The 20,121-nt window shown below is 53.1% G+C and carries 16 protein-coding genes and 1 tRNA gene; 6 read left to right on the top strand and 11 right to left on the bottom strand.

Annotated features, from left to right (window positions below; genetic code table 11):
• Positions 1 to 2: 2 nt before the first annotated feature.
• From P8N76_06135 to P8N76_06100, 8 genes are all read right to left on the bottom strand, one after another.
• Positions 3 to 665, bottom strand: a complete 663-nt coding sequence (locus P8N76_06135) for a glycosyltransferase family A protein (GenBank protein ID MDG2381234.1) — start codon at positions 663 to 665, stop codon at positions 3 to 5.
• The gene (locus tag P8N76_06130; GenBank protein ID MDG2381233.1) at positions 665 to 1,759 is read right to left on the bottom strand and encodes a glycosyltransferase family 2 protein; all 1,095 of its coding nucleotides are present in this window, start codon (positions 1,757 to 1,759) and stop codon (positions 665 to 667) included. The genes P8N76_06135 and P8N76_06130 overlap by 1 nt, the downstream gene beginning before the upstream one ends.
• Before the next feature lie 25 nt (positions 1,760 to 1,784).
• On the bottom strand, positions 1,785 to 2,801 hold the full coding sequence (locus P8N76_06125; GenBank protein ID MDG2381232.1) for a hypothetical protein: 1,017 nt from the start codon (positions 2,799 to 2,801) through the stop codon (positions 1,785 to 1,787).
• Between the two features lie 12 nt (positions 2,802 to 2,813).
• A complete protein-coding gene (locus P8N76_06120) occupies positions 2,814 to 3,251 on the bottom strand; it encodes a PqqD family protein (GenBank protein ID MDG2381231.1) in 438 nt (145 codons plus the stop codon).
• Positions 3,252 to 3,722: 471 nt separating this feature from the next.
• A complete protein-coding gene (locus P8N76_06115) occupies positions 3,723 to 4,682 on the bottom strand; it encodes a GDP-L-fucose synthase (protein MDG2381230.1) in 960 nt (319 codons plus the stop codon).
• A 364-nt stretch (positions 4,683 to 5,046) separates the two neighbouring features.
• Entirely contained in the window at positions 5,047 to 5,949 is a 903-nt protein-coding gene (locus tag P8N76_06110; protein ID MDG2381229.1) for a sulfotransferase domain-containing protein, read from the bottom strand.
• Between the two features lie 988 nt (positions 5,950 to 6,937).
• Positions 6,938 to 7,696, bottom strand: coding sequence for a cupin-like domain-containing protein (locus tag P8N76_06105; protein ID MDG2381228.1), 759 nt, complete (start codon positions 7,694 to 7,696; stop codon positions 6,938 to 6,940).
• 222 nt (positions 7,697 to 7,918) lie between these two features.
• Entirely contained in the window at positions 7,919 to 8,629 is a 711-nt protein-coding gene (locus P8N76_06100) for a PEP-CTERM sorting domain-containing protein (GenBank protein ID MDG2381227.1), read from the bottom strand.
• 811 nt (positions 8,630 to 9,440) lie between these two features.
• On the opposite strand from P8N76_06100, the gene P8N76_06095 reads away from it, so the two are divergent.
• Positions 9,441 to 9,758, top strand: a complete 318-nt coding sequence (locus P8N76_06095; protein MDG2381226.1) for a hypothetical protein — start codon at positions 9,441 to 9,443, stop codon at positions 9,756 to 9,758.
• A gap of 430 nt (positions 9,759 to 10,188) precedes the next feature.
• Here the strand turns inward: P8N76_06095 and P8N76_06090 are convergent.
• Positions 10,189 to 10,261 (bottom strand) — tRNA-Glu (locus P8N76_06090).
• 341 nt (positions 10,262 to 10,602) lie between these two features.
• On the opposite strand from P8N76_06090, the gene P8N76_06085 reads away from it, so the two are divergent.
• From P8N76_06085 to P8N76_06075, 3 genes are read left to right on the top strand one after another with little or no spacing between them, the layout of a single operon-like run.
• A complete protein-coding gene (locus P8N76_06085; GenBank protein ID MDG2381225.1) occupies positions 10,603 to 11,937 on the top strand; it encodes a MotA/TolQ/ExbB proton channel family protein in 1,335 nt (444 codons plus the stop codon).
• Entirely contained in the window at positions 11,934 to 14,084 is a 2,151-nt protein-coding gene (locus P8N76_06080; protein MDG2381224.1) for a hypothetical protein, read from the top strand. Before P8N76_06085 ends, P8N76_06080 begins: the two co-directional genes overlap by 4 nt.
• Positions 14,085 to 14,086: 2 nt before the next feature.
• Positions 14,087 to 15,112 carry a hypothetical protein gene (locus P8N76_06075; GenBank protein ID MDG2381223.1) on the top strand — a complete coding sequence of 342 codons (1,026 nt, stop codon included), beginning with the start codon at positions 14,087 to 14,089 and terminating at the stop codon, positions 15,110 to 15,112.
• A 34-nt stretch (positions 15,113 to 15,146) separates the two neighbouring features.
• Here P8N76_06075 and P8N76_06070 read toward each other — a convergent pair whose 3' ends face one another.
• Both P8N76_06070 and P8N76_06065 read right to left on the bottom strand, forming a co-directional pair.
• Positions 15,147 to 16,685, bottom strand: a complete 1,539-nt coding sequence (locus P8N76_06070) for a protein kinase (GenBank protein ID MDG2381222.1) — start codon at positions 16,683 to 16,685, stop codon at positions 15,147 to 15,149.
• A complete protein-coding gene (locus tag P8N76_06065) occupies positions 16,648 to 16,977 on the bottom strand; it encodes a hypothetical protein (GenBank protein MDG2381221.1) in 330 nt (109 codons plus the stop codon). The genes P8N76_06070 and P8N76_06065 overlap by 38 nt, the downstream gene beginning before the upstream one ends.
• A gap of 99 nt (positions 16,978 to 17,076) precedes the next feature.
• On the opposite strand from P8N76_06065, the gene P8N76_06060 reads away from it, so the two are divergent.
• Both P8N76_06060 and P8N76_06055 read left to right on the top strand, forming a co-directional pair.
• Positions 17,077 to 18,315, top strand: coding sequence for a hypothetical protein (locus P8N76_06060; protein ID MDG2381220.1), 1,239 nt, complete (start codon positions 17,077 to 17,079; stop codon positions 18,313 to 18,315).
• 219 nt (positions 18,316 to 18,534) lie between these two features.
• A complete protein-coding gene (locus P8N76_06055; protein ID MDG2381219.1) occupies positions 18,535 to 19,845 on the top strand; it encodes a beta-ketoacyl-[acyl-carrier-protein] synthase family protein in 1,311 nt (436 codons plus the stop codon).
• The last annotated feature ends 276 nt before the right edge of the window (positions 19,846 to 20,121 follow it).

Genomic DNA, 20,121 nt, shown 5'->3' with positions numbered 1-20,121 from the left:
ATTTAGTTCTGTCTCCCAGACCGCAACATGTCCATTATCTCTTTTCGGTACAGGGCTACCTTGTGGGATAAGTTCTCAGTATGAATTCTTTTTTCAAGAACCACCTCGTTCAGCCGATGCACGACAGCGTCTGAACGACGTAAGCGTACAAACCATTCATGATCGCTGGCCACAGTGTAATGCGTACTAAAAGGTCCAAGTCGCTCTAACTCTGCCCGTGAGATCATGATTCCGCCCGGCGTCATTGCCGCTTGGTCCTGAGTAAAAAAACCGGATGGAAAATCTCTTTCTGAAGACACATCATCCGGAAATCGGCGTAGGTTCCCCAGAACAATCGGACGTTGCCGATTAAGACATTCAGCCTGAATCTCTGTTTTCTGCGGCGTCCAGAGATCATCGGCGTCCAGAAACGTGATCACTTCTCCAGAAGCCAACGAAACTCCCAAATTTCGCGCTGCCGCTAACCCAGGCTCAGACTGGGTCTCGAAAATATTTGGAGCGAAGCCATCGATGACATTCGCAACCGCGTTCGGCGTTGTCTCGGCAGCAACGATCACCAGCTCGTCAACCATCCGTGTCTGCTGTCGGATGGATTCCAAGGCTTTCCCAAGAAATCGGATATCCCGACCGACACAGACGATCACAGAGATCATACAGGAGCACATCAGAAATACTCCAAAAGGTTTTCCATCATCGGATTCCCCTCAATAAACGGCTTCAGATGCAGCAGGAGCTCACGTGTTTCAGCTGGATTTTGAGCGGGATTCAAAAAGGGCAAAAGCGAGCTGAGATGGTCATTTGCAGTTTTTTTACCAGCGGCCCGTTGACGCTCTAACAGGCGGCTCAATGAAATCATGACACCGGGCTTTTGATAGGCATTGAGCTGCTCAAACAAGAAAAACAACCGATCGAACTTCTGCGCCAGAGGGACATAGCTGACTAACTTTGGATGGCTTAAATCTTCGAGTTCAGGAAAAACCGGAATCGCAGCCCGCATATCGTTTTCTGTATTATTCGTATGGGTCGCATTAGGACCAAAACCAATATTCTTGACGAGATTCGATTTTGGCACGATACAGAATCCACCTCGACGAAGAATCGACAATGACCACTGTATGTCCCAGGTGTCGATCGATTTCCCAACAAATTTATTTACCGTATGTTCAATGAACTCAGCATGCTTTCGATCGTTGAGAACGTGAGTTACTGATTCAACCTCCGTGCTTGATAGCGACTTCATTGGCGAATCACAAGACATCCAAGCCCGCCGCCACGTAGCCCATCCCCAGGGATTCGATCGCCTCGAGAAAAAATAACTGTGCCCCGTATCCCAACGTACGAGATTGTTTCGTCCATTGATGTGACAAACCTTTTGTTCGTTTTCGTACCGATCTAACAACGCTTCGCAAAAGCGAAAGAAAGTTGGCACAGGAACCGTATCGTCTTCCAAGATAATGGCACGTTCTTCTCGATCAAACACATCATTGAGTCCTGAAGAAATCCTGGCGCCGCAGCCAAGATTCTGTTTAGCATAGTCAAACTCAACCTCACATTGCCAATCGATCGATTCAGCAATCTTTCGACACGCGTGAACAAGAGCCGCTTCACCAGCCACCTCGGGGCGCGCTGCGTCCGATACAACATAAAGCCTCGCCGGACGTGCTGCGCGAATGGCCTGCCAAACTTGTGCGGTTTCCTCCGGTCGATTAAAAACAAAAAACACGACTGGAGTGAGCAGATTCGATCGTGGTGATTTCAAAGTTGCAAATGCCTTAGTCTCGTCTTTAATCGCGATTTAAAAATTGGGAAATCAACGGTGGAATGCTTCCCAGATCACCGCCGATCTCAAGCTTACAAGTGGGAAGTTGCTGTACGATCGAATGTAGATCCTTCAACATCGGATTGGGAGCAAGCCCAAGAATCCGACCAATCTGAAGTGTGGAGACAAATGCTCGCATCGCCTCATCTTTCTTGGCTGGCACAATCCTCGATTCCCCCGCAACAATTTCCGGCACCAATATTCCCCTGAGAGGCAATCGAATTTCCAACTGCTGCTGAAAATCCTCGAATAATTGATAACAGTCCTTCTCTTTCTTGTCCTGAAATTTGCTCTGCAGGATTTCCACCCGTTCAAAGTCTCGTAGTAAATCGATGCTCTTGGCCGACAACATCATGTTGCTATAAACGCTCGACACATCGAGCCGTTCTTTGTCGAGCACAACAAAATCGTCCCCAACAAACAACAAATCCGACAACAAACATGCAGCCGCGCTAGTTGATTTCCCAGAGCCACCCGCGGAGGGAATGACCACCGCTCCGCTGGAGATGCCAACGCAGGCCGCGTGAACCCAAGTCAAATGGTGATGTTCCGCGTACCATGACAGGATTCTCGTGAAAGGCCTTGCTCGATAAAAATCAAAGGCAGACAGAGTATCCACCCAATAAAAGGCTCGCTTGGCTAAAGAATCAAAAGCAAACAAGCTGTGCCCCTGAAAACAATACCGAAAGAAGGAATGCGACATCGTCTGATTGATCGCGATCGACAATTCATTCTCTTGAAGCCATCGTCGCGGGGAATCGTCCGTCGCAAAACAAAAGATTTCAAGATCGGGGGAGCCTGCAGGGCTGCTCATTTCGAGGTGACGAATTGAAGCTTGAAACAGCTCGCTGATTGCCGAATCATGATAATGAATCGACACATCTCGATTGCAGAAGCAGATATGGTTCGACGTTGCGCTGGACGAAACGTTTTCATTATATTTCGTCCGCAGCGATTCCTGAAGATCGCAATCCGCGTTCATGAATGCCACAACCTAACCGTTTCCCTCGGAACGTGAGTGTGGCCAACCGGTGTCGTCTACATCATGAATCGGATCCAACAAAAGTATGTCCTGAATATCAGATATCTTTTCCAGCTCAAATTCGGGAAGCACCTTACTACCAGAGGAATTAACACGAAAATCATCAATTCCATTTAAGGCGTTCTCTTCAAAGGAAATCAGCCCCTCCTGCTTGCACTGCTTGAGGAATGCCGAAGTCTTCGCCAATGCGGCAGCATCGATAACATAAGACGCACTCATCCGCTCAATGATTTGCGGCAGCGTCAAGTCGGAATCGATCAGTCTCCAAAGTTCAGCTGCAAGTCCCTTCAATGAAAAATATGAGCCGTCGTTCAGATCGATGGCAACCACTTCGTGGCCAAAATCTTCCACCGTCAAGGATGAGTTCTTCGCAATTCGTACCGGTTCCATATCTATTTCCCTGCAATCAGCCGACGATAATTCTTGCACTGGCAACGGCGCTTCAGACTGACCCCAGTGAACCGAACAGGCTGAAACATCTCCAATCCTCAATTATGCCTTTATTCTGAGCGAAAATCGAGCTACCGCGATCTACCGTCAAACGATTTGAACGGCAAGCCCGCAGATGTAGGGTCCATCCTAGGACCGTTCAAATAGCGATACATGGCGCCGCCTTCCACGGGAGAACGTAAGCTCGACGGCTCCTTGAAACAAACAAAAGCACCATCAGCCACGACCTGCGACCACGTGAACTTCCGACTCGGGATAAATCCGACTTTAAACAGACAGACGAACGTTGAGACACCGTCATCAGAATTGATGGCGGTCTTCAGCCATTCGCACTGTGCAAATCGCCACTACGTGGCGCGGAAGGGTTGACTAAAAACATTGTTCTTCGATTTCACGTGCGTGTCTACTCGTTCATACGGCGCGAGATCGAAGTCGCCCGGAATTACTTTCATCGAGAAAGGACTGATAAGTTTGTTTAATTCCAGTCTGGAGATCGGTCTGATGCCTCCAGCCCAACCGGTGCAAGAGCGCAACATCCGTACGTTTCACCGGGGAACCGTCGGCATGAGAAGGATCTGTTTTAATTTCCCCCCGGTAACCAACTGTTGTAGCAATCAACTCTGCAAGTTCTCGAATGGTCAGGTCCTCCCCCGTCCCCACGTTCACTAGGTCAGGCGGAGATTCAAGGGAAAGCAGATGCAGGATTGCAGCTGACAGGTCATCCACATGAAGAAACTCACGACGTGCCGTACCCGTCCCCCAAATTTGGACGCACGGTAGGCTTTCTAGCTTCGCCTCGTGAAATTTGCGGATCAAGGCGGGCAGAACGTGACTATGTTCCGGGTGATAATTATCAGCCGGGCCGTATAAATTTGTAGGCATCACACTGTGGTAAAGCACGGAATGTTGCCTGCGATAATGCTGGCAAAGCTTCACCCCAGCGATCTTAGCTAACGCATAGCCTTCATTAGTGGGTTCCAGGGGGCCCGTCATAAAGGCCGTTTCTTTGATCGGCTGTTGGCAATCCCGAGGATAGATACAAGTGCTGCCAAGAAAAAGGAAACGCTTTACGCCGTAACGATAGGCGGCATCAATCGCGTTGACCGCCATTTTCAGATTTTCGGTCAGAAACTCGACCGGATAGCTTTGATTAGCCAAGATCCCGCCGACTTTTGCGGCTGCAAAGATAACCGTATCCGGTCGGTGTTGGGCAAAAAAATCGTCTGTTGGACTGGTTTGTGTCAGGTCGAGTTCATCACGTGCGACCGTCTGAATCTCACAACCAGTAGATCGCAGTCGCCGACAAACGGCAGAGCCGACCATGCCTTGATGACCAGCGACAAAGATTTTTCGGTTGTCACTGATACTCATGTTTACAGGCCACGAAATCGCGATCCTCAACCACTAAAAAATTCATCTCAAATATCGGAATCTTGAACAGAATGCGACCTCTTCGACAGCTCGTGAACAGCCAAAACAATTGCAACTTCCCAGGAGATTCAGAGAAATCGACCACCCGTTTTGTTTGTTCTAATGCCGATCCTGATCTTTGTTGAAGTTTAGAATCCGACCTCGTCTCATCGGCAAAAAATCAACGAACGTCAGGAGAGCCTGCTCGACAGCATTTCATTTAGACAGGTTGTTATGGTTATAACGTCGCTGCGCCCCTTGAATGAGAGGACAAGAAAGACCAGCGTGGCGGCAGAAAAAAAGCGGAGAGGGTATCTGTTCTTGCTCAATCGAATCCAGTCGCCAGCCAGCGAGCGCAATCAACTCCCAGTTCGGCCTCAGCCCTCTGCTCATACTCAGCCGATTCCTCTTGAGTTAGAAGGTCGCTCCATTGCCCGTTGACTCCTTTATTGATGAACACCTCCGCCCCAGCGTCCCAAAACGCCCCCCCTAAAGGAACACTCTTGGTTGCGTTACTTTTCATCCATTTGAACGAACAGTGTTCGAGAATTGCATCCCAACTCGATTCGTTGATAGGAATTTCCAGAAAGTCGGCAATGCGACGGATCTGACCAGACATGTCTTGCTTAAGGTTCGTAAAGTGCACGAGCATCACGTTGGGAAGGCTGCGGATATTCCACCAGCTTCGAACATTCTCCCAAAACGGCCAAAAGGGGTGACCGTCACCCGTCAGCCATTCGTGCCAGTACTGTCGAACATCGCCAGGGGGAGATGCTATCGGTGGACCTACGCGTCCAGGGGTGTCGTTGAGTACTTCGTACCACAATTCATTCGCGTTCGCATGGTGATTATACATACTCCAAACCACGTCACGTCCGTCGCGCGCAATGTAAATATATTTCGCCGCAGGAGAGAACCGAAGCGCGTCGACAGGAAGATGCGTCTTGATAAACCGTCGGTGCGTTTGTGCTTCCACCAATGGGAGCTTCACCTCTTTGGGGGGAACGCGCAGGTCGAGCCAGGGAGACATCTCCCCGACTTCAAGATCGGCAGCCCCATCGAAAAGCAATTGGGCGATAATCTGCTGCATCCAGGTCGTTCCGGACTTGGCATATGTCGCAATGATGATGTCGTCGTCGCGAAACGAAAGATCGTTCCAAATCGTGGAATCAAAGTGATGGTTGTGGAGCTCTCGCGTTTTCTGTGGCCACTCGATTTGTTCGTTCATAAAACCTTCTGCTGTTGATCATCTCGCGTTATCCCAGCTCTTCACGACAGATCGATCTTGTGCGCAACTTGGCGTTGGTCGTTCGATCGCTTTCGAGCAATGCCTACGAATGTCGCAGTCTCCTCCTTCGATACATGGATTGCAAGGCCAGTGGCAGGACACCACCAACCTGAGCATCGAGACTCAATCCTGCTTGGTTCGAGGGACACACGACGCAAGCTTCATGTCATCCGGGCAGCCGACTGATCCCCACTAAACGATTCGGGGGGCTTAGTGTTGATCACTTCGTTGACACGATCCACACGTGTTGCTCGATAAACGACAAGTGAATCTTGGCCATGCACTTGAATTGCGAAAACGCACCTTTTTCTCGATCCGATTTATTATCACCGGGCTAGGGAAACCTTTACTCATCACGAGATTGAAAGGCCGAAGTAATTCGAATTCCGACGGCTACGCCAGCATTACATGCGACAATCGGGCGTGCTGAACGCTCGCACAGCAAAATCGCCAAAAGGTGTCAGCTACCTTTGTAGGGGACTCGGAAACTTCTTCTTGCACAAATGCGTCGTGCGTGCACGTCCAGATCGAGTCGCTACGGACACGGAGGCGAACCAGTACGAAGCCCACAAATCCCCCTGAGCGGCGAACAAACAGGATCTACAGACGTCTTGTGCCAATTAGCTGAGCGAAGCCAACCAGGTCCGTCAGCAATAGTCGGTTACCCTTACGTTGATCGCCTTTATGGCAATCGCTCTAGCGTGTCGCGTTGGATGCGTAGAACGATTCGCACGCTGCAACAGCCGAACCAACTATTGGGTTTTCACACCCGGTTGCCGTAACCGCAATAAACACGATCAACCGCTGGGCAGCGTTACCGAAGCTGGCAGTCCGATGGCGAGCTGGCCGTTGCCACAGCCACCTCGTAACGCCTTGCCAAAAAAACGCTTGGCTGAAAATTTAAATCCTAAACACCAACGATTTAACTCTACATGATCTCATAGTGACCTAAACGGATAAGCGGGCGCCCGAAAAACCGGAAACTCTCGCCAGAAGCTCGAATTATTGCATTGGTCATCCACCACGGCAACGAGTCCGATTTGCGCGAGTGTCGACTCAAATATCGATTGAAACAGTTTGGCGAAAAGAAAGAATTCACAGACACCGAATCGGCTGTGAGCGCTTCTGGTGCATGGTAAGCAGCCGATGGGATAACGAGGGCATCACCAGGCCCTAGCTCAACTTGATATCCTGACGCTTTTCCAAGTGCAGGACAGACTTCAATATTCTCGGGAGCCAACACATCAACTTTGTTTGGGAGCTTTAAGTAGTGATTTCGCGAAATCGCATCCGCATCACTGGGCGAAAAAACGGTGACCCGTTTGCGACCGCTGATCTGGACGAGAACATTATTAAAGTAATCGACATGCATTCCACCAGGAGACAAGCCAACCCACACAAATGAAATTGCATGCGAAAAGTGTCGACTCACCTCCCGCAAAATCGGTCGAAAAGGGGTCACTCGCTTTGAGTTGACAACACCGTACAGCTTCATCCGATCCGGATCGTCCAAAGCCGGCAGGGCTGAATCTCCCAGCGCGTTCAGCCTACTGCAAAGATCTCCTAGCGTACTCCAACTCGGCATGAATGTACTGCCGTCAAATTTGTTGTGGCAACTGATCGGACGATCACCGAATCGATCCTGAAGCCCGGAAAACCCCCAGCCTCTTAGGACTTCATCGTGCATAATGCCCCGCCCATCAACCGTTGCTAATCTGCCGTCGCGAAAGCACGCGAGAACATCTTTTGTCGATGCGACCTGTGGACATGAATTACTGATTTGGTGCACGTCTCTTTACCCCACAAATCAACGATCGGTAAATTGGTTTAGGTTAGAAGTGGTCTAGAACGCAAATCGATGGAATGGATCGTTGTGGCGGTGCAAACTTGCTGTCGGGACCTCCCATCCCTAGGACTTTCGCCTCCGGCGACGCGTGACCCAAACACCGGCGGTGGCAAGGCCGGTCCACACCAGTAGACTCGTCGGCTCGGGGATCGCGTTGCTGGGTGGAACAGTCAAGACTTCGCTCAGAGCGTACATCGAAAAAGTTTCTGAATAATTTTTGTTTTGGTCGCTGAGCCACCAGTGCCCGATCGCGGGATGCCAGCCGGCCCGGGGCGTGACGGAACCCAAGTAACTATCATAATCCCCTGAATAGCCAGCAGCGGAGGAGCCTGTCCAGACGTGAAGGGTCGAATTGACACCATAGACGCCCTTCTGGTCGATAGCTAGCGAACTTAGGATGTCACCATCCCACATGTCAACCTCGCCCGCGGCAATCTGAGTAGTTCCGTCCAGCAGATAAACCGGTGCACTCACCACGGCGTTGTCACGTGCATTCACCTGTGATGTAGAACCGATCGCGAACCACTCAGTACCCCAGTCCTTCGTTATCGCATCCTGTTGCACAGCCTCTCTGTTAACGAAGTCGTTGTAGTGGCCAATATGGCTTGAAAGAGGGGCGGTGGTCGTCCCGGATGTCACGAACACTAAATGATACTTCTGTCCGGCAACCAGTCCGGCTGGGACGACAATCGATGCGCAGGCGGCGGCCGGCGCCAGGAAGAGCGCGGCGATAGCCACGGCAGTCGTGCGGAAACTCGTATGCGACAACATCATTTTTCCTCCGCGTGGTGGTGGGTATCTCCCGGCTCATCACAAGGAACTAATCGACAGTGTAGTAGGGGTAAATGGGCTGTACAAACAATAAATACATAAAAAACCATCTGGTATTTTCCAGCCCAGATCGGTTGACTGCGCGTGGGCCTGGAGAGGTCACAAACACCCCACATAGCGGCGATTAGGATTAATTGACGGCTAAGTGCATACCGCTTGGAGAGGTCGCGTCGGGAGTGGTGACTTCCTCCAGGCAAAACGGATGACGGCCGTGCGTCTCGAAATAGAGACAGCCGAACTGACCCATAACAGGAGCAGCAACAATGTGATGATGTCTTGTTGAAACTCCAAATTTTTACTGCTGTTCGCCGACCAGCGAACTCAATAAATCTTAACCGTATGATCTCCAACACCTTTAATCACAGGGGTTGTAAGGGGTTGGCTTGGAAGGTGGAGGTCGGATTTGCCTTGAGGGCTACTCAGTACGACTTTTATCCAGTCACGCCTCAGAGATCGCTTAATATCGGGTAAACTCTTCACCATGCGATCAACACTCCATTGGTCGCCAGCGAACCAGACATATTGAGGGTCTCATTTACAAGCATGGGCCGTGGTTAATTATCTGTTTGTTAATCTTCGGCAGTAACTGGTCCTCGTGGAAAATTTGGAGGACAGGAGGATCTAAGAGCCAGCGGGAGGGTCTGAATGAGAGCTAGTCAGATGGTTTGCACTTCGTACGCTTACGCAATCGAGTTGGTGCAGTAGTGTGCGTCCTGCACGTCAAGCGAAATCAGCCATCCAGGGGGCAAAGACCATGCGTCTGAAGATCTCGAACCTCGTTTTACTTGCCTGTGCGTCCATCATTCCCATCGGCTTGGAGAAAATCGCTCACGCTGCGGAGCCTGAAGTATCAGTTCTAGTTTCGTCACAACGCACCGTTTCAATTCCCAAAACCAGTGCCAAAACAGCATCGCGGGCGATCTTGATCGCGGAGAAAAAAAACCCAGGCTGGAAAGTGGTCAAAATCAAGGAGCATTCAAAGCACTGGGGCGTGACGATGAAGAAGCCTGTGAAAGCTCTCTGGGGCGAATTCGCGCCGATGCATGTGGTTGACCAAGTCTTGGACACCTGATCACGATCGACGACTCCAGGAGATGAAGCGAGCCGGCTATGACCCGACTGAAGGCGATGCTGTTCTTGGCGGCATGAAAGCCTACCAGCTTTTCATCCCAGCGCTGTACCGCGAACATGGGACCTTGGTGGGACAGTGTCGGGCAAAAAGCAAGTCCCAAATTTTACACCTCCTAGGGATTAGAGACCCACCGCTCATGGGTAAGTCTCAATGGCCCCGAGGGCAGCGGCCGATATATTCGCGCCGGGTTTGACCCGACCCAAGGCGAGCAGCGGGAAAGATGGGAGGCCACACCTTGCGGCGCAGAAATCAGCGGCGCAGAAATCAGTCGCGATTCGCAGCAACTGGCAAGACACGAAAGAAGCCCGGGGAAACCGGGCCATTTTGCGGCCTACAACGTTTGCATGCGGATTAATGCAAGGCATGCAAGTACCCCCTAGGGGAGTCGAACCCCTGTCTTCGGACTGAGAATCCGATGTCCTGGGCCACTAGACGAAGGGGGCATCAAGTCGCTCGTTCCAGTAAAGAGTCTAGAGATTACCAGCGCTCCCTAGAGATCGTCAATTGGCTGCCGATAAATCCACGCTGCCGATCCGCTAGCTCCGCTCAACACCTCAAGTTCCTGCAGAAAAAACAGGCATCCGGCGTGTTGAGCGTATTGCCGAAAAGGGCATTTTCAGCTTACGGCCAGAAGAGAAAAACGCATGCTGACAGCAAGTCAGCGGCAGCCAACACAACTATTTGCTGATTTTGACTCATTCAAGTTTAACGATTACGCCGATTCTGAGGACGAACGCGAATAGCTTTGTGAATCGTGTGCGCTCACCATGGAAAGGGATGACCAGTGGCGAAAACGAAACGAGTTCCATTCTTTGGAGTCATTCTTGATAGCATTGGCTGGCCCTTGATAGCAGGCCTCGCTGGTACGACTGGATTCTATTTGGCAATCCGGCAGGGAATTATTACCAACGAGCTGATCATCCGATATACGGCCGGTCACCCGGTGGAGTACGTTGAAGTCTGCTTGTTCTTCATTGGCCTGGCAGCCATCCTACGGCGCGGTTGGCAGACGATGCGACAATTGGGCATTGCCGAGGCGGTTCAACTTGATCCACCGCCAGCCGAGGGGCAGGCGCCTCACGAAGCCAAGGCGTTGTTAACAGAACTCGCCGAACTACCAACTTCAATCCGCAAGAGCCAATTCGTCCAAAGAATTGAGAACGCACTTGCCTTCATCGGTCGCCAGGAATCGGCAGACAATCTCGATGACGAACTCAAATATCTGTCGGAAACTGACGCCGAGCGCAACTACGAGGCCTATGGTCTGGTTCGCATGATCATTTGGGCCACCCCAATGTTGGGATTTCTCGGAACGGTCATCGGAATCACGCTGGCGTTAGGAGATCTTTCGCCGGAGGCACTTGTTAACTCACCTAAGGTAGCGATGGAAGGCTTACTCTCGGGTCTGAGTGTCGCCTTCGACACAACCGCCTTGGCGCTATCGTTATCGATTGCCCTGATGTTCACGCAGTTCCTCATGACTCAAGTCGATACACAATTACTCTCAATTGTCGATCGTCGCACGTCTGACCTCCTCGGCAACCGTTTCCGCAAACTGGGTACGGAACGTGATCCTCATTTGGCATCCGTCGAGAGAATGTCACAGTCCGTCATGAACAATATGACGACGATTGTTGAGCGACAAAGTGAGGTTTGGAAAACTTCCCTGGACGCAGCTCATGACCAGTGGGCAAAGCTGATGACCGAAACGGGCGACTCCGTCGAATCAGCCGTCTCGACCGCGTTGACAGCAAGCATGACATCGCACACCGAAAACCTGTTGAAGTTGGAAGACGCGGCCGGCGCACGCGCCGCCGCTCATTGGCAGCAACTGCAAGAATCTGCTAACGAGACGATTCGCGAAGTCCGCGCCCAACAGGTTGAGTTGACGAAACATGGTGAAATCAACTTGCAAGTCCTGCAGGCCACTGGGGATATCATGAAGCTCGAACAGGCCTTGAACCAAAACTTGCGAGCGTTGTCGGGTGCCAAGAACTTTGAAGACACTGTCATGAGCCTATCAGCAGCGATTCAGCTCTTAAGCTCACGATTGGGAAGACCACTCGCCAAAGACCAGCAGGTTCAGCTTGAATCGCCACAACAGGAGCGCGCTGCATGAGACGGCGACGACGCAGAGGAAGCGACGATGCCATCACGCTCTTCCCTTTTCTCGCGGTGCTGATCTGCACGGTGGGATCGTTGATCGTGTTATTGGTTGTTGTTGTTGAGCAAGCCAAAGCAAACGCGGCCTCCGTTTCCAAACAACGCGAGTCGGAACGGTCGTCCTTGGAAGAACAAAACAAGCTGCTCCGCGAACGGACGGAAGAGTTCTCCTGGCGAATGGAGATCCTGGAAAGCTCACGCCAACAAACTGCTGAACAGCTTGAAGATCGACGCCGTGAACTGAGTCATCTGGAAAACGAGATTCGCAATCTCAGCCAGGAACTCGATGCAGCCGTCGGGGAAGCACGACGAATCGCGGCCGAAGAGTCTGACGAAGTGGCTCAACAAGCTGCCAATGAAAAACAGGTTGAGGAACTGCGTGCGCGTCTTGCTAACGCAGAACGCGATTTAGAAGTCGCTCGGAAAGCTCTTTCCAAACGTAAGCCTTCCTATTCGATCGTTGCCTATGACGGCCCTCACGCGACGGAAAGACGTCCTATCTTCATTGAGTGCACCGGGGAACGGGTAATTTTACAGCCCGAGGGAATCGAGCTTTACGGCGTAGACTTCCAACTACCAATCACCGATGACAACGCATTGGCGGCAGCTTTACGTGCCAAGCGAGAATACTTGGCAAGAACTTTCCGTGACCAAGACGATCAGCCTTATCCACTTATTGTCGTTCGACCCGATGGCGCCCAAGCCTACGCGGCAGCACGAGCCGCAATGAAATCATGGGACGCTGAATTTGGTTACGAACTGGTCGCCCAAGATTTGGAGCTCAAGTTTCCCAAACGCGATGCGGCCATGGTTGCCATCATGATGGACGCGGTTGAAGAAGCACGCTTCCAAAGACAAAGACTTAAAGCAATCGCGCCGGCTCGATTCGGTCGAAGAAACAGCGGCACGCTAACCGCATCCCGTCAAGGTGGATTCGTCAATAACGGGGAAGCTGCTGGAGGCTATGATTCACGCTCAAGGCAATCCACAGGACAACCGGGCGGCTTGGGGGCCAACTCCGGACCGGATTCAACCCGGGGTGGGACGCCAGGAACCAATGGCAATCGTTTTGGAAAACCCAATTCAAATCGAGGCGGCCCGAGAGGAAACCATCTCGTGGGAGGCAATGGCAACTTCGGTCCAAGCGGCAACAACGGACGTGGCTTTTCCGGCCAGCCTTCCCATCAGATCAACAACCGCAGCCAGGGTTTCACTGGCAGCGGAGCCCTTGGCAGTAATCCACCAGCCGGCAATCGACAACTCCGTCCGTTAGGCGACAGGGCCAACGCGGGGGGGTTCGGCGGCAGCGGTCAAGGAGGTGGCAACGGCCAAGGCCAAGGAAGCGGCCGCGGGGATGGAAACCAAGAACAAAGTCCCTACGAACCCAATCCGTACGATCAGCAACAGAACGAACTGGCGGAGGCCGGATCCGCTTCGGGCGGTGATTACCAGGGAAACACGACGACTGGGGAAGAATTCGGACAAGGCAACTCGAGCTTAGACACCAATAATTTTGAACCATCTCCCGGCGGACAAGCAAACTCCACCGCCGGCGCTGCCGGGGCCCAAGCAAACTCCCATCCTGGTGGCTCGTCAGCAGCCAACGCAGCCGGCTCCAATTCAAGCCGTGCGGGAGGCTCCGGTGGTTCATCCGGAGCCGCGACCCCCGCCCCGCAGTCACCCGGGCAACCGGCCAGTGGGATGGGCTCGATGTCCGCCGGCGCATCGGCAATGAGCCAACCTCCGATTCCACCCATGGCCAACGCACGCGGTGCCGATTGGGGTCTACCAACGGGTTCACGCGGTTCGGTCGGGATTACGCGTCCGATTCCCGTTCTCCTCACAGGCCAATACCTGGAGTTCAAGCCGGAGAAACGACACGGCGAGCCAGAACGAGTCCAATTCGAAGGTTCGCTGCATAACGAAATTGACCAATTGGTCACAACGCTATGGCAGCGAATGGACAAGTGGGGAATTGCCGGCACCTCGATGCATTGGAAGCCCGTTCTGAGTGTACGAGTCCACCCCAGTGGTGAGCAACGATTCCAAGAACTGTCTCAACTGTTAAAAAACAGTGGTATTGCGGTAAAGAGGAAAAACTGATCGTGAAGATCAAGCGACGTCTACGACGTGACGACAACGATTCAGGCCTCGATTCATTCCTGGATATTGTCGCAAATCTAGTCGGGATCCTCGTGATCCTCGTGATGGTGATTGGCGTCCGAGCTCAAGATGCGTTAGTCGACGACCCCGACAATGCGATCGGCAAACCGAATCCTGAGGAAATTAAAAAAGCCGACCAATTGCAAGCGGCGACCCAGGACCTCACCTCCAACGTTCGAGAAATCGAGCAAAGGGCCGATCAGATCAAGGATTTGGTGGATCGCCGACAGAGTGAGCGGCATCAATTGAAGGTGTTGCTCACCGCAGCCAAACGCGAACTCGATACGCGATCCTCCAAATTGGACAGTGAAAGCCAATCAAGAATCAAGCTCCAATCCGAAGCGGTAAGTCTTGCGACAGCTCTGGACGCAATTCACCAGCAACGAGATTCACTCGAAAACGAACAGGAAAAGACGATCGAGTTGGAACACCTGCCGACTCCGCTCGCCAAAACTGTTTTTGGCGGTGAAGAACACTTTCAACTTAAGGATGGCTATTTGACGCACGTGCCGCTCAACATCCTGACCGATCAACTGAAAGCCGAGGTACCGAATAAGATTTGGAAACTGAAGCAGGTGCCGGAAATCACCGAAACAATCGGACCCATGCAAGGGTTTCATTTGCGATATACGATGCACCGCAAGAACTACGCATCGATATCTAAAGCCGGGCCGGTCGTGCGGCAAGTTGCCGAACTGAAGGAATTCGTGCTGGTGCCAATGAGCTCTCGATTAGGCGAACCGGCCGACAAAGCATTGCTACCCGATTCGCAGTTCACGCAACTCATCGAGTCGTTTAACCCCAGCCGAACCGTGATCACCGTTTGGACCTATCCGGACAGTTTTGGAAAGTTCCGAGAGCTGAAGCGTTGGCTCTACGAACGGGGTTTTGCCTGCGCCGCCCGTCCACTCCCAGCCGATCAACCGATTAGCGGTTCTCCTCGAGGCAGTCGCTCCGCCGCGCAGTAACCTTCGCGTAAGGGTGAGGGTCACTCGAAAACGGCTATTCGGACGCATCACCTTTTGCAGGGGATACATCCACATCTCGTTTCTCGACAATGCGTTCCAAGTCCCTTTGCAAACCGACGTCGAGCAAGGAACGTTGCCCCCAGACCTCGGAGATTTTGTTCGCCAGTTGAGGCAGCTGGTCGCGTAAATCGTGAATCACCGCCTGCCCGGCAAGTCCGATCGCGTGAAACTCGGGCTCGCTATCCTGCTCAAGAACACTGAAAGCGGCGTAGGCCGCCTCATAATCGTAGAGACTTACGTAGAAATCGGCCAATCGCTGTTGCGACCGCATCGCATAGTAGCGATTGAGAGCGCTCTCAGCCGGATCGTGATACTTTGCAACGCTTTCGTAAGCCTCCTCCGTATTCATGAATTGAGCGTGCAAATACTGGGCAGCCGCCGTATCACGACGCTCAATTTGCACCGTTCCTCGCGAATCCTCTGCCAGCAGCGAACCGGACCAAGTCAAACGAGCAACCATGCAGCCGACGCCAAGAGCGGCAAACAACGTCACTGGCACAAGCCAGCGACCGCGACGCGAAACCTGTCGCATCGATTGGGTTTGCATTAACGTTTGCAACTGACGCGTGGCATCCAGACTGTGTGACCGCTCGTCGTGATCTGTTTCTGGTAACGCATCGGCCTCAAGCGGCAGATGGTATTCGCCCCCTTCGACGGACAAGGAACGGAGATCGCCTAACAACTCGGCTGCTGATCGATAACGACCTGACGGTTTCTTGGCCAGCAGCTTGAGCACGATGTCAGAAAGCTGCTCCGGCACATCAGGACGAAAATCTTGCAATGGCGTGGGAGGTGTCTGCAGGTGCTGCACCGCGACACTGAGCGGAGTTTCTCCCTGGAAGGGAGGTCGCCCTGTCAGCATGTAGTAGGAGGTAACGCCGCAAGAATACAGATCGCTGCGCTGATCCAAGGGGCGGCCCTCAACCTGCTCTGGACTCATATACAAAGGCGTTCCCATCGTGAGACCTGCCTGCGTCAAATCCAATTGGGTGGGATCGATTACACGTGCCAGTCCAAAGTCTGCCACCTTGGCTTCGCCACTCGGCATCAGCAAAATATTTTCTGGTTTAATGTCACGATGCACAATCCTTTCCTGCCCCGCCTTGTTCAAAGCGGCCGAAATCTGGCGCAGGATGGAAATTACCCTTGTGATCTCCAACGGCCCGGTTCGGGAGACAAGTTGGGTAACCGTTTGACCGCGGACGTATTCCTGAGCAATGAAATGGAAACCTTCGAGACAGCCCACTTCGTAGATCTGGACAATATTGGCGTGCACCAGTGATGCAGCTGCACGCGCCTCATTGTGAAAACGGCGAACATAGTTCTCCTGCGCCGCCAAATTCGGACGCAGCACTTTGATCGCTACCTGGCGTTCCAAAGACTGCTGTTCTGCCAAATAAACCTCCGCCATGCCACCGGCCCCCAACCGACGCAAAATCAGATAGTCACCCAGTTGGTGACCCGACAGATCTGGATCAGACGGCTGAGCAGAGGATGATTGAGATGAATTCATCAGACTTCAGTTCACTTTGATAAGCATCGCAAGCTGCAAGATTTAATGAGAATTTTACGACCTGTGACCCAACAACACGAGATGGAACGCGGCCTTCCTCTCTCCAAGTATGTCGATCCGCGGGTGCGAAGGCAACTTGCGTCAAACCATTATGATGACGAAGCCAAACGGGTCGTAATCGGTTGAAAAATCGTTGGACCTCCCCCCCAGCTGTCAGGAAGTGCGGCTGCACGACATCGTCAAGCAGATTCCAAGCCAGCATGCGACCGCTATCACCCGACCAAGCTACCATGCGATGGCTCACAACCTGACTGCCCTTGTGAGGCTGGCAACAACGCCCCTATACTCCGCCCCCTCTTCTCTTTTACCGTCCTCTTCTGGAGTTTAACGGATGAGCTTACGGCAAACCTGCTTGGTGATCACACTGAAAATCGCATTGGCGACAACCGCTTTCGCCCAATTCGAAACGAATCCGACGCCCCAAACAATTCAAGCCAACCAGCCAGCAACAGGCCAACCGGCCCAGTCACCGCCTGTCGCCCCATCGACCGCTCCAGCCGCCGACAACGTGGGCCCCATTCAAGCTGGGCCACCTCGCGTCACACGCGTGCGGGAAGGCAGTGGCCAGTTACCCACCGACGCGGGCCAAGTTTGGCGAGAATACGATATCCGGCCCTATGTGGATCGGATGCAAGGCATTCCCAACCCACAGCAGAACATCGTCGAATGGGTGGTCCGTAACACGGGCACAGAAACGTGGTTTGGACAGCCCTTCGGAATTCTTAACGCAGACAGTGAAACGCTCCGAGTCTATCATTCCCCGGATCGGCAGGCGATCGTTACAGACGTCGTGGAACGTTTTGTGCGTTCGGATCAACAGCATGTGGGCGTAGGCGTCCACCTAGTGACTGTCGGTAGCCCGAGTTGGCGTTCACATGCCTTAAAAATGATGCGGCCTGTCCCGGTGCAAACGCCCGGACTGGATGCTTGGTTACTGACTCGCGAAGACGCAGCCCGCCTGGGTGCACAACTTCGATCGCGGGTGGATTTCCGGGAGCATAGTTCCAGCGGGGCGACCGTCTTGAACGGACAGTCCCACACGCTTTCGCGGTGGACCCCGCGTTCCTTTTCCCGCAGCATCGTGGCGACGCCGACAGCGGCTCCCGGTTATCAAATACAACGAGGCGAGATCAAAGAAGGCTTTTCACTCACGATCAGTCCCCTGGCAACCTTGGACGGCGCGAACATGGAAGTCATTGTGAAATGCCATGTCGATCAAGTCGAGAAAATGTCGTCGATTTCGGTCGAACTGCCCGCCCCGGTCAAAGGCCACGTTCCGGTCGATGTGCCACAAGTCAGCAGCTGGAGAATTCACGAGCGATTTCACTGGCCCCAAAACGAAGTGCTTTTGATCAGCCGCGGTGTGGTCGCCATGCCGGGCCTCGATCGCCCTGACATCAGCAATCTTCCCGCAATCATCACGTCGTCCGGACGCCCTCCTCGTGCAGAAGCCTTACTGTTCCTTGTCTGTCGATCAGGCAGTAGTGGCGGTTCGTCTCCCCAAGCCGCCGCCCTGCAGGGACAACAAGGGCAACGTGCCGCACGTCTGAATTACCACGGTCGGTACTAACGACAGAAAAGACTCGAACAGCAACACATCGAACTGAAATCGACTGCCAGCGAGTAAAATCCCTCGACTGGAGCCGCGGCCACTTTGAGCCAATTCCCTGAGTTGCCTCGACGAAAACCGCATGAATCACTAAAATTCAGCCGGTGTGAACGGATGCCGCAAGCGGTAAATGGTGGTGAGCTTGAAAACCAGCTTCAGACGAGGAGCGCGAAACCAACAATGAGTCGACGAGTTGTCATCACTGGTTGCGGCGTCGTTTCCCCGCTCGGAAACACCAAGGAAACGCTCTGGCAGGCTCTCTGTGCCGGCGAGAGTGGCGTTCGTCCTTTAACCCAATTTTCGACGGCAACCCTGCCCATGGGCTACGGCGGCGAGGTCCGTGACTTCGCTGGCAAAATCGACGACTTTGGTCCACTCGCTCCCGCACAAAAAAAGACCATCCGCAAGGGACTCAAGGTCATGTGTCGCGAGATCAAGATGGGCGTGGCTGCCGCACAATTGGCTCTGACCGATGCGGGATTGGGTGCCGACTCATGCGACCCGGAGCGGACGGGCGTCATCTACGGCTCGGATTATATCATGACAGATCCGGAGGAGTTCGAAGCGGGGATTCGCAACTGCCTGACAGAAAACGGGAAATTCGAAATCTCCCAATGGCCCGAATCAGGAATTCCTCAAGTCACCCCCCTCTGGCTGCTGAAGTATCTCCCGAACATGCCTGCCTGTCATGTGGCAATTTACAACGACCTGCGAGGACCCAATAACTCGATTACCGTTCGAGAGGCATCCTCCAACTTGGCGATCGCGGAAGCCTATTCAACCATTCAACGGGGTCACGCGGATATGATTTTGACCGGAGCGACGGGTAGCCGGATCCACCCGCTGCGAACCGTCCACACCGCACTTCAAGAGGATTTGGCCTGTGGCGATGATGATCCGGCAAAAGTCTCTCGCCCCTTCGATCTCAACCGCAAAGGTATGGTGATTGGCGAGGGCGCCGGCACGATGGTTCTCGAAGAACTCGATCATGCGGTACAACGTGAGGCAAACATCCTGGGCGAAGTCGTCGGCTACGGATCATCAACGGTGATGGATCAAAATGCCATCGGAAACCAACGCCAGGCGCTCGAAAACGTGATGCGGCAGGCTTTGCGGACCTCGAGCCTTGCGCCGCAGGACATCGGCCACGTGCATGCCCACGGCTTGTCGACCCGAGACTGCGACCGAGCCGAAGCCGTCGCCATCGAAAAGGTGTTCTCCGAACGAGCTGAACCAGTACCGGTGGCAGCGGCCAAAAGCTATTTTGGTAACCTGGGAGCAGCCGGCGGCATGATCGAACTGATCTCGAGCCTGATGGCCATTCGCGACGGCAAGCTGTTCAAAACTCTCAACTACGAGACACCTGACCCCGAATGCGCATTAAACCTCGCCAACGGTCGAGAGGGATCTGCAGGTGATTCGGTTCTCAATGTGAACGTGACCCCCCAGGGACAGGCCAGTTCGATCGTGATTCGACGTTACTCCGCCTGAACAAGACCGAGCCCGCCTTCCCAGTCAACTCAGTCGCAGAACGGCCGCGTAACACATCTATTTAGGACCATCGGTCGCCGCCGTCCCAGGTTGACACCCCCCGAGTCCGCCTATATGCTGGCGAGATTCTACGTTTAACTAAAGCTATGGTGTAGAAGGATTTTCGAGCGATCGCCCCTTTTCAGCTGCGGCTGAGGCGATTCAGCTTGTTAACAACAATATAGAACCTGACTTGAACGATGCCGTACGTCGCTCAAGACAGGGCCGACCACGAAT

This window comes from Pirellulaceae bacterium (genome assembly GCA_029243025.1).
Classification (GTDB): Bacteria; Planctomycetota; Planctomycetia; order Pirellulales; family Pirellulaceae.
Note: the sequence above shows the minus strand (reverse complement) of the source record. Positions and strands in the feature narration are given on the sequence as shown.

Bases quoted from the DNA above. Each gene is read 5' to 3' on its own strand.
- P8N76_06135 (MDG2381234.1), bottom strand. From the start codon at position 665: ATGTGCTCCTGTATGATCTCTGTGATCGTCTGTGTCGGTCGGGATATC.
- P8N76_06125 (MDG2381232.1), bottom strand. From the start codon at position 2,801: ATGAACGCGGATTGCGATCTTCAGGAATCGCTGCGGACGAAATATAAT.
- P8N76_06120 (MDG2381231.1), bottom strand. From the start codon at position 3,251: ATGGAACCGGTACGAATTGCGAAGAACTCATCCTTGACGGTGGAAGAT.
- P8N76_06115 (MDG2381230.1), bottom strand. From the start codon at position 4,682: ATGAGTATCAGTGACAACCGAAAAATCTTTGTCGCTGGTCATCAAGGC.
- P8N76_06110 (MDG2381229.1), bottom strand. From the start codon at position 5,949: ATGAACGAACAAATCGAGTGGCCACAGAAAACGCGAGAGCTCCACAAC.
- P8N76_06105 (MDG2381228.1), bottom strand. From the start codon at position 7,696: ATGCACGATGAAGTCCTAAGAGGCTGGGGGTTTTCCGGGCTTCAGGAT.
- P8N76_06100 (MDG2381227.1), bottom strand. From the start codon at position 8,629: ATGATGTTGTCGCATACGAGTTTCCGCACGACTGCCGTGGCTATCGCC.
- P8N76_06095 (MDG2381226.1), top strand. From the start codon at position 9,441: ATGCGTCTGAAGATCTCGAACCTCGTTTTACTTGCCTGTGCGTCCATC.
- P8N76_06080 (MDG2381224.1), top strand. From the start codon at position 11,934: ATGAGACGGCGACGACGCAGAGGAAGCGACGATGCCATCACGCTCTTC.
- P8N76_06070 (MDG2381222.1), bottom strand. From the start codon at position 16,685: ATGAATTCATCTCAATCATCCTCTGCTCAGCCGTCTGATCCAGATCTG.
- P8N76_06065 (MDG2381221.1), bottom strand. From the start codon at position 16,977: ATGGTAGCTTGGTCGGGTGATAGCGGTCGCATGCTGGCTTGGAATCTG.
- P8N76_06060 (MDG2381220.1), top strand. From the start codon at position 17,077: ATGAGCTTACGGCAAACCTGCTTGGTGATCACACTGAAAATCGCATTG.
- P8N76_06055 (MDG2381219.1), top strand. From the start codon at position 18,535: ATGAGTCGACGAGTTGTCATCACTGGTTGCGGCGTCGTTTCCCCGCTC.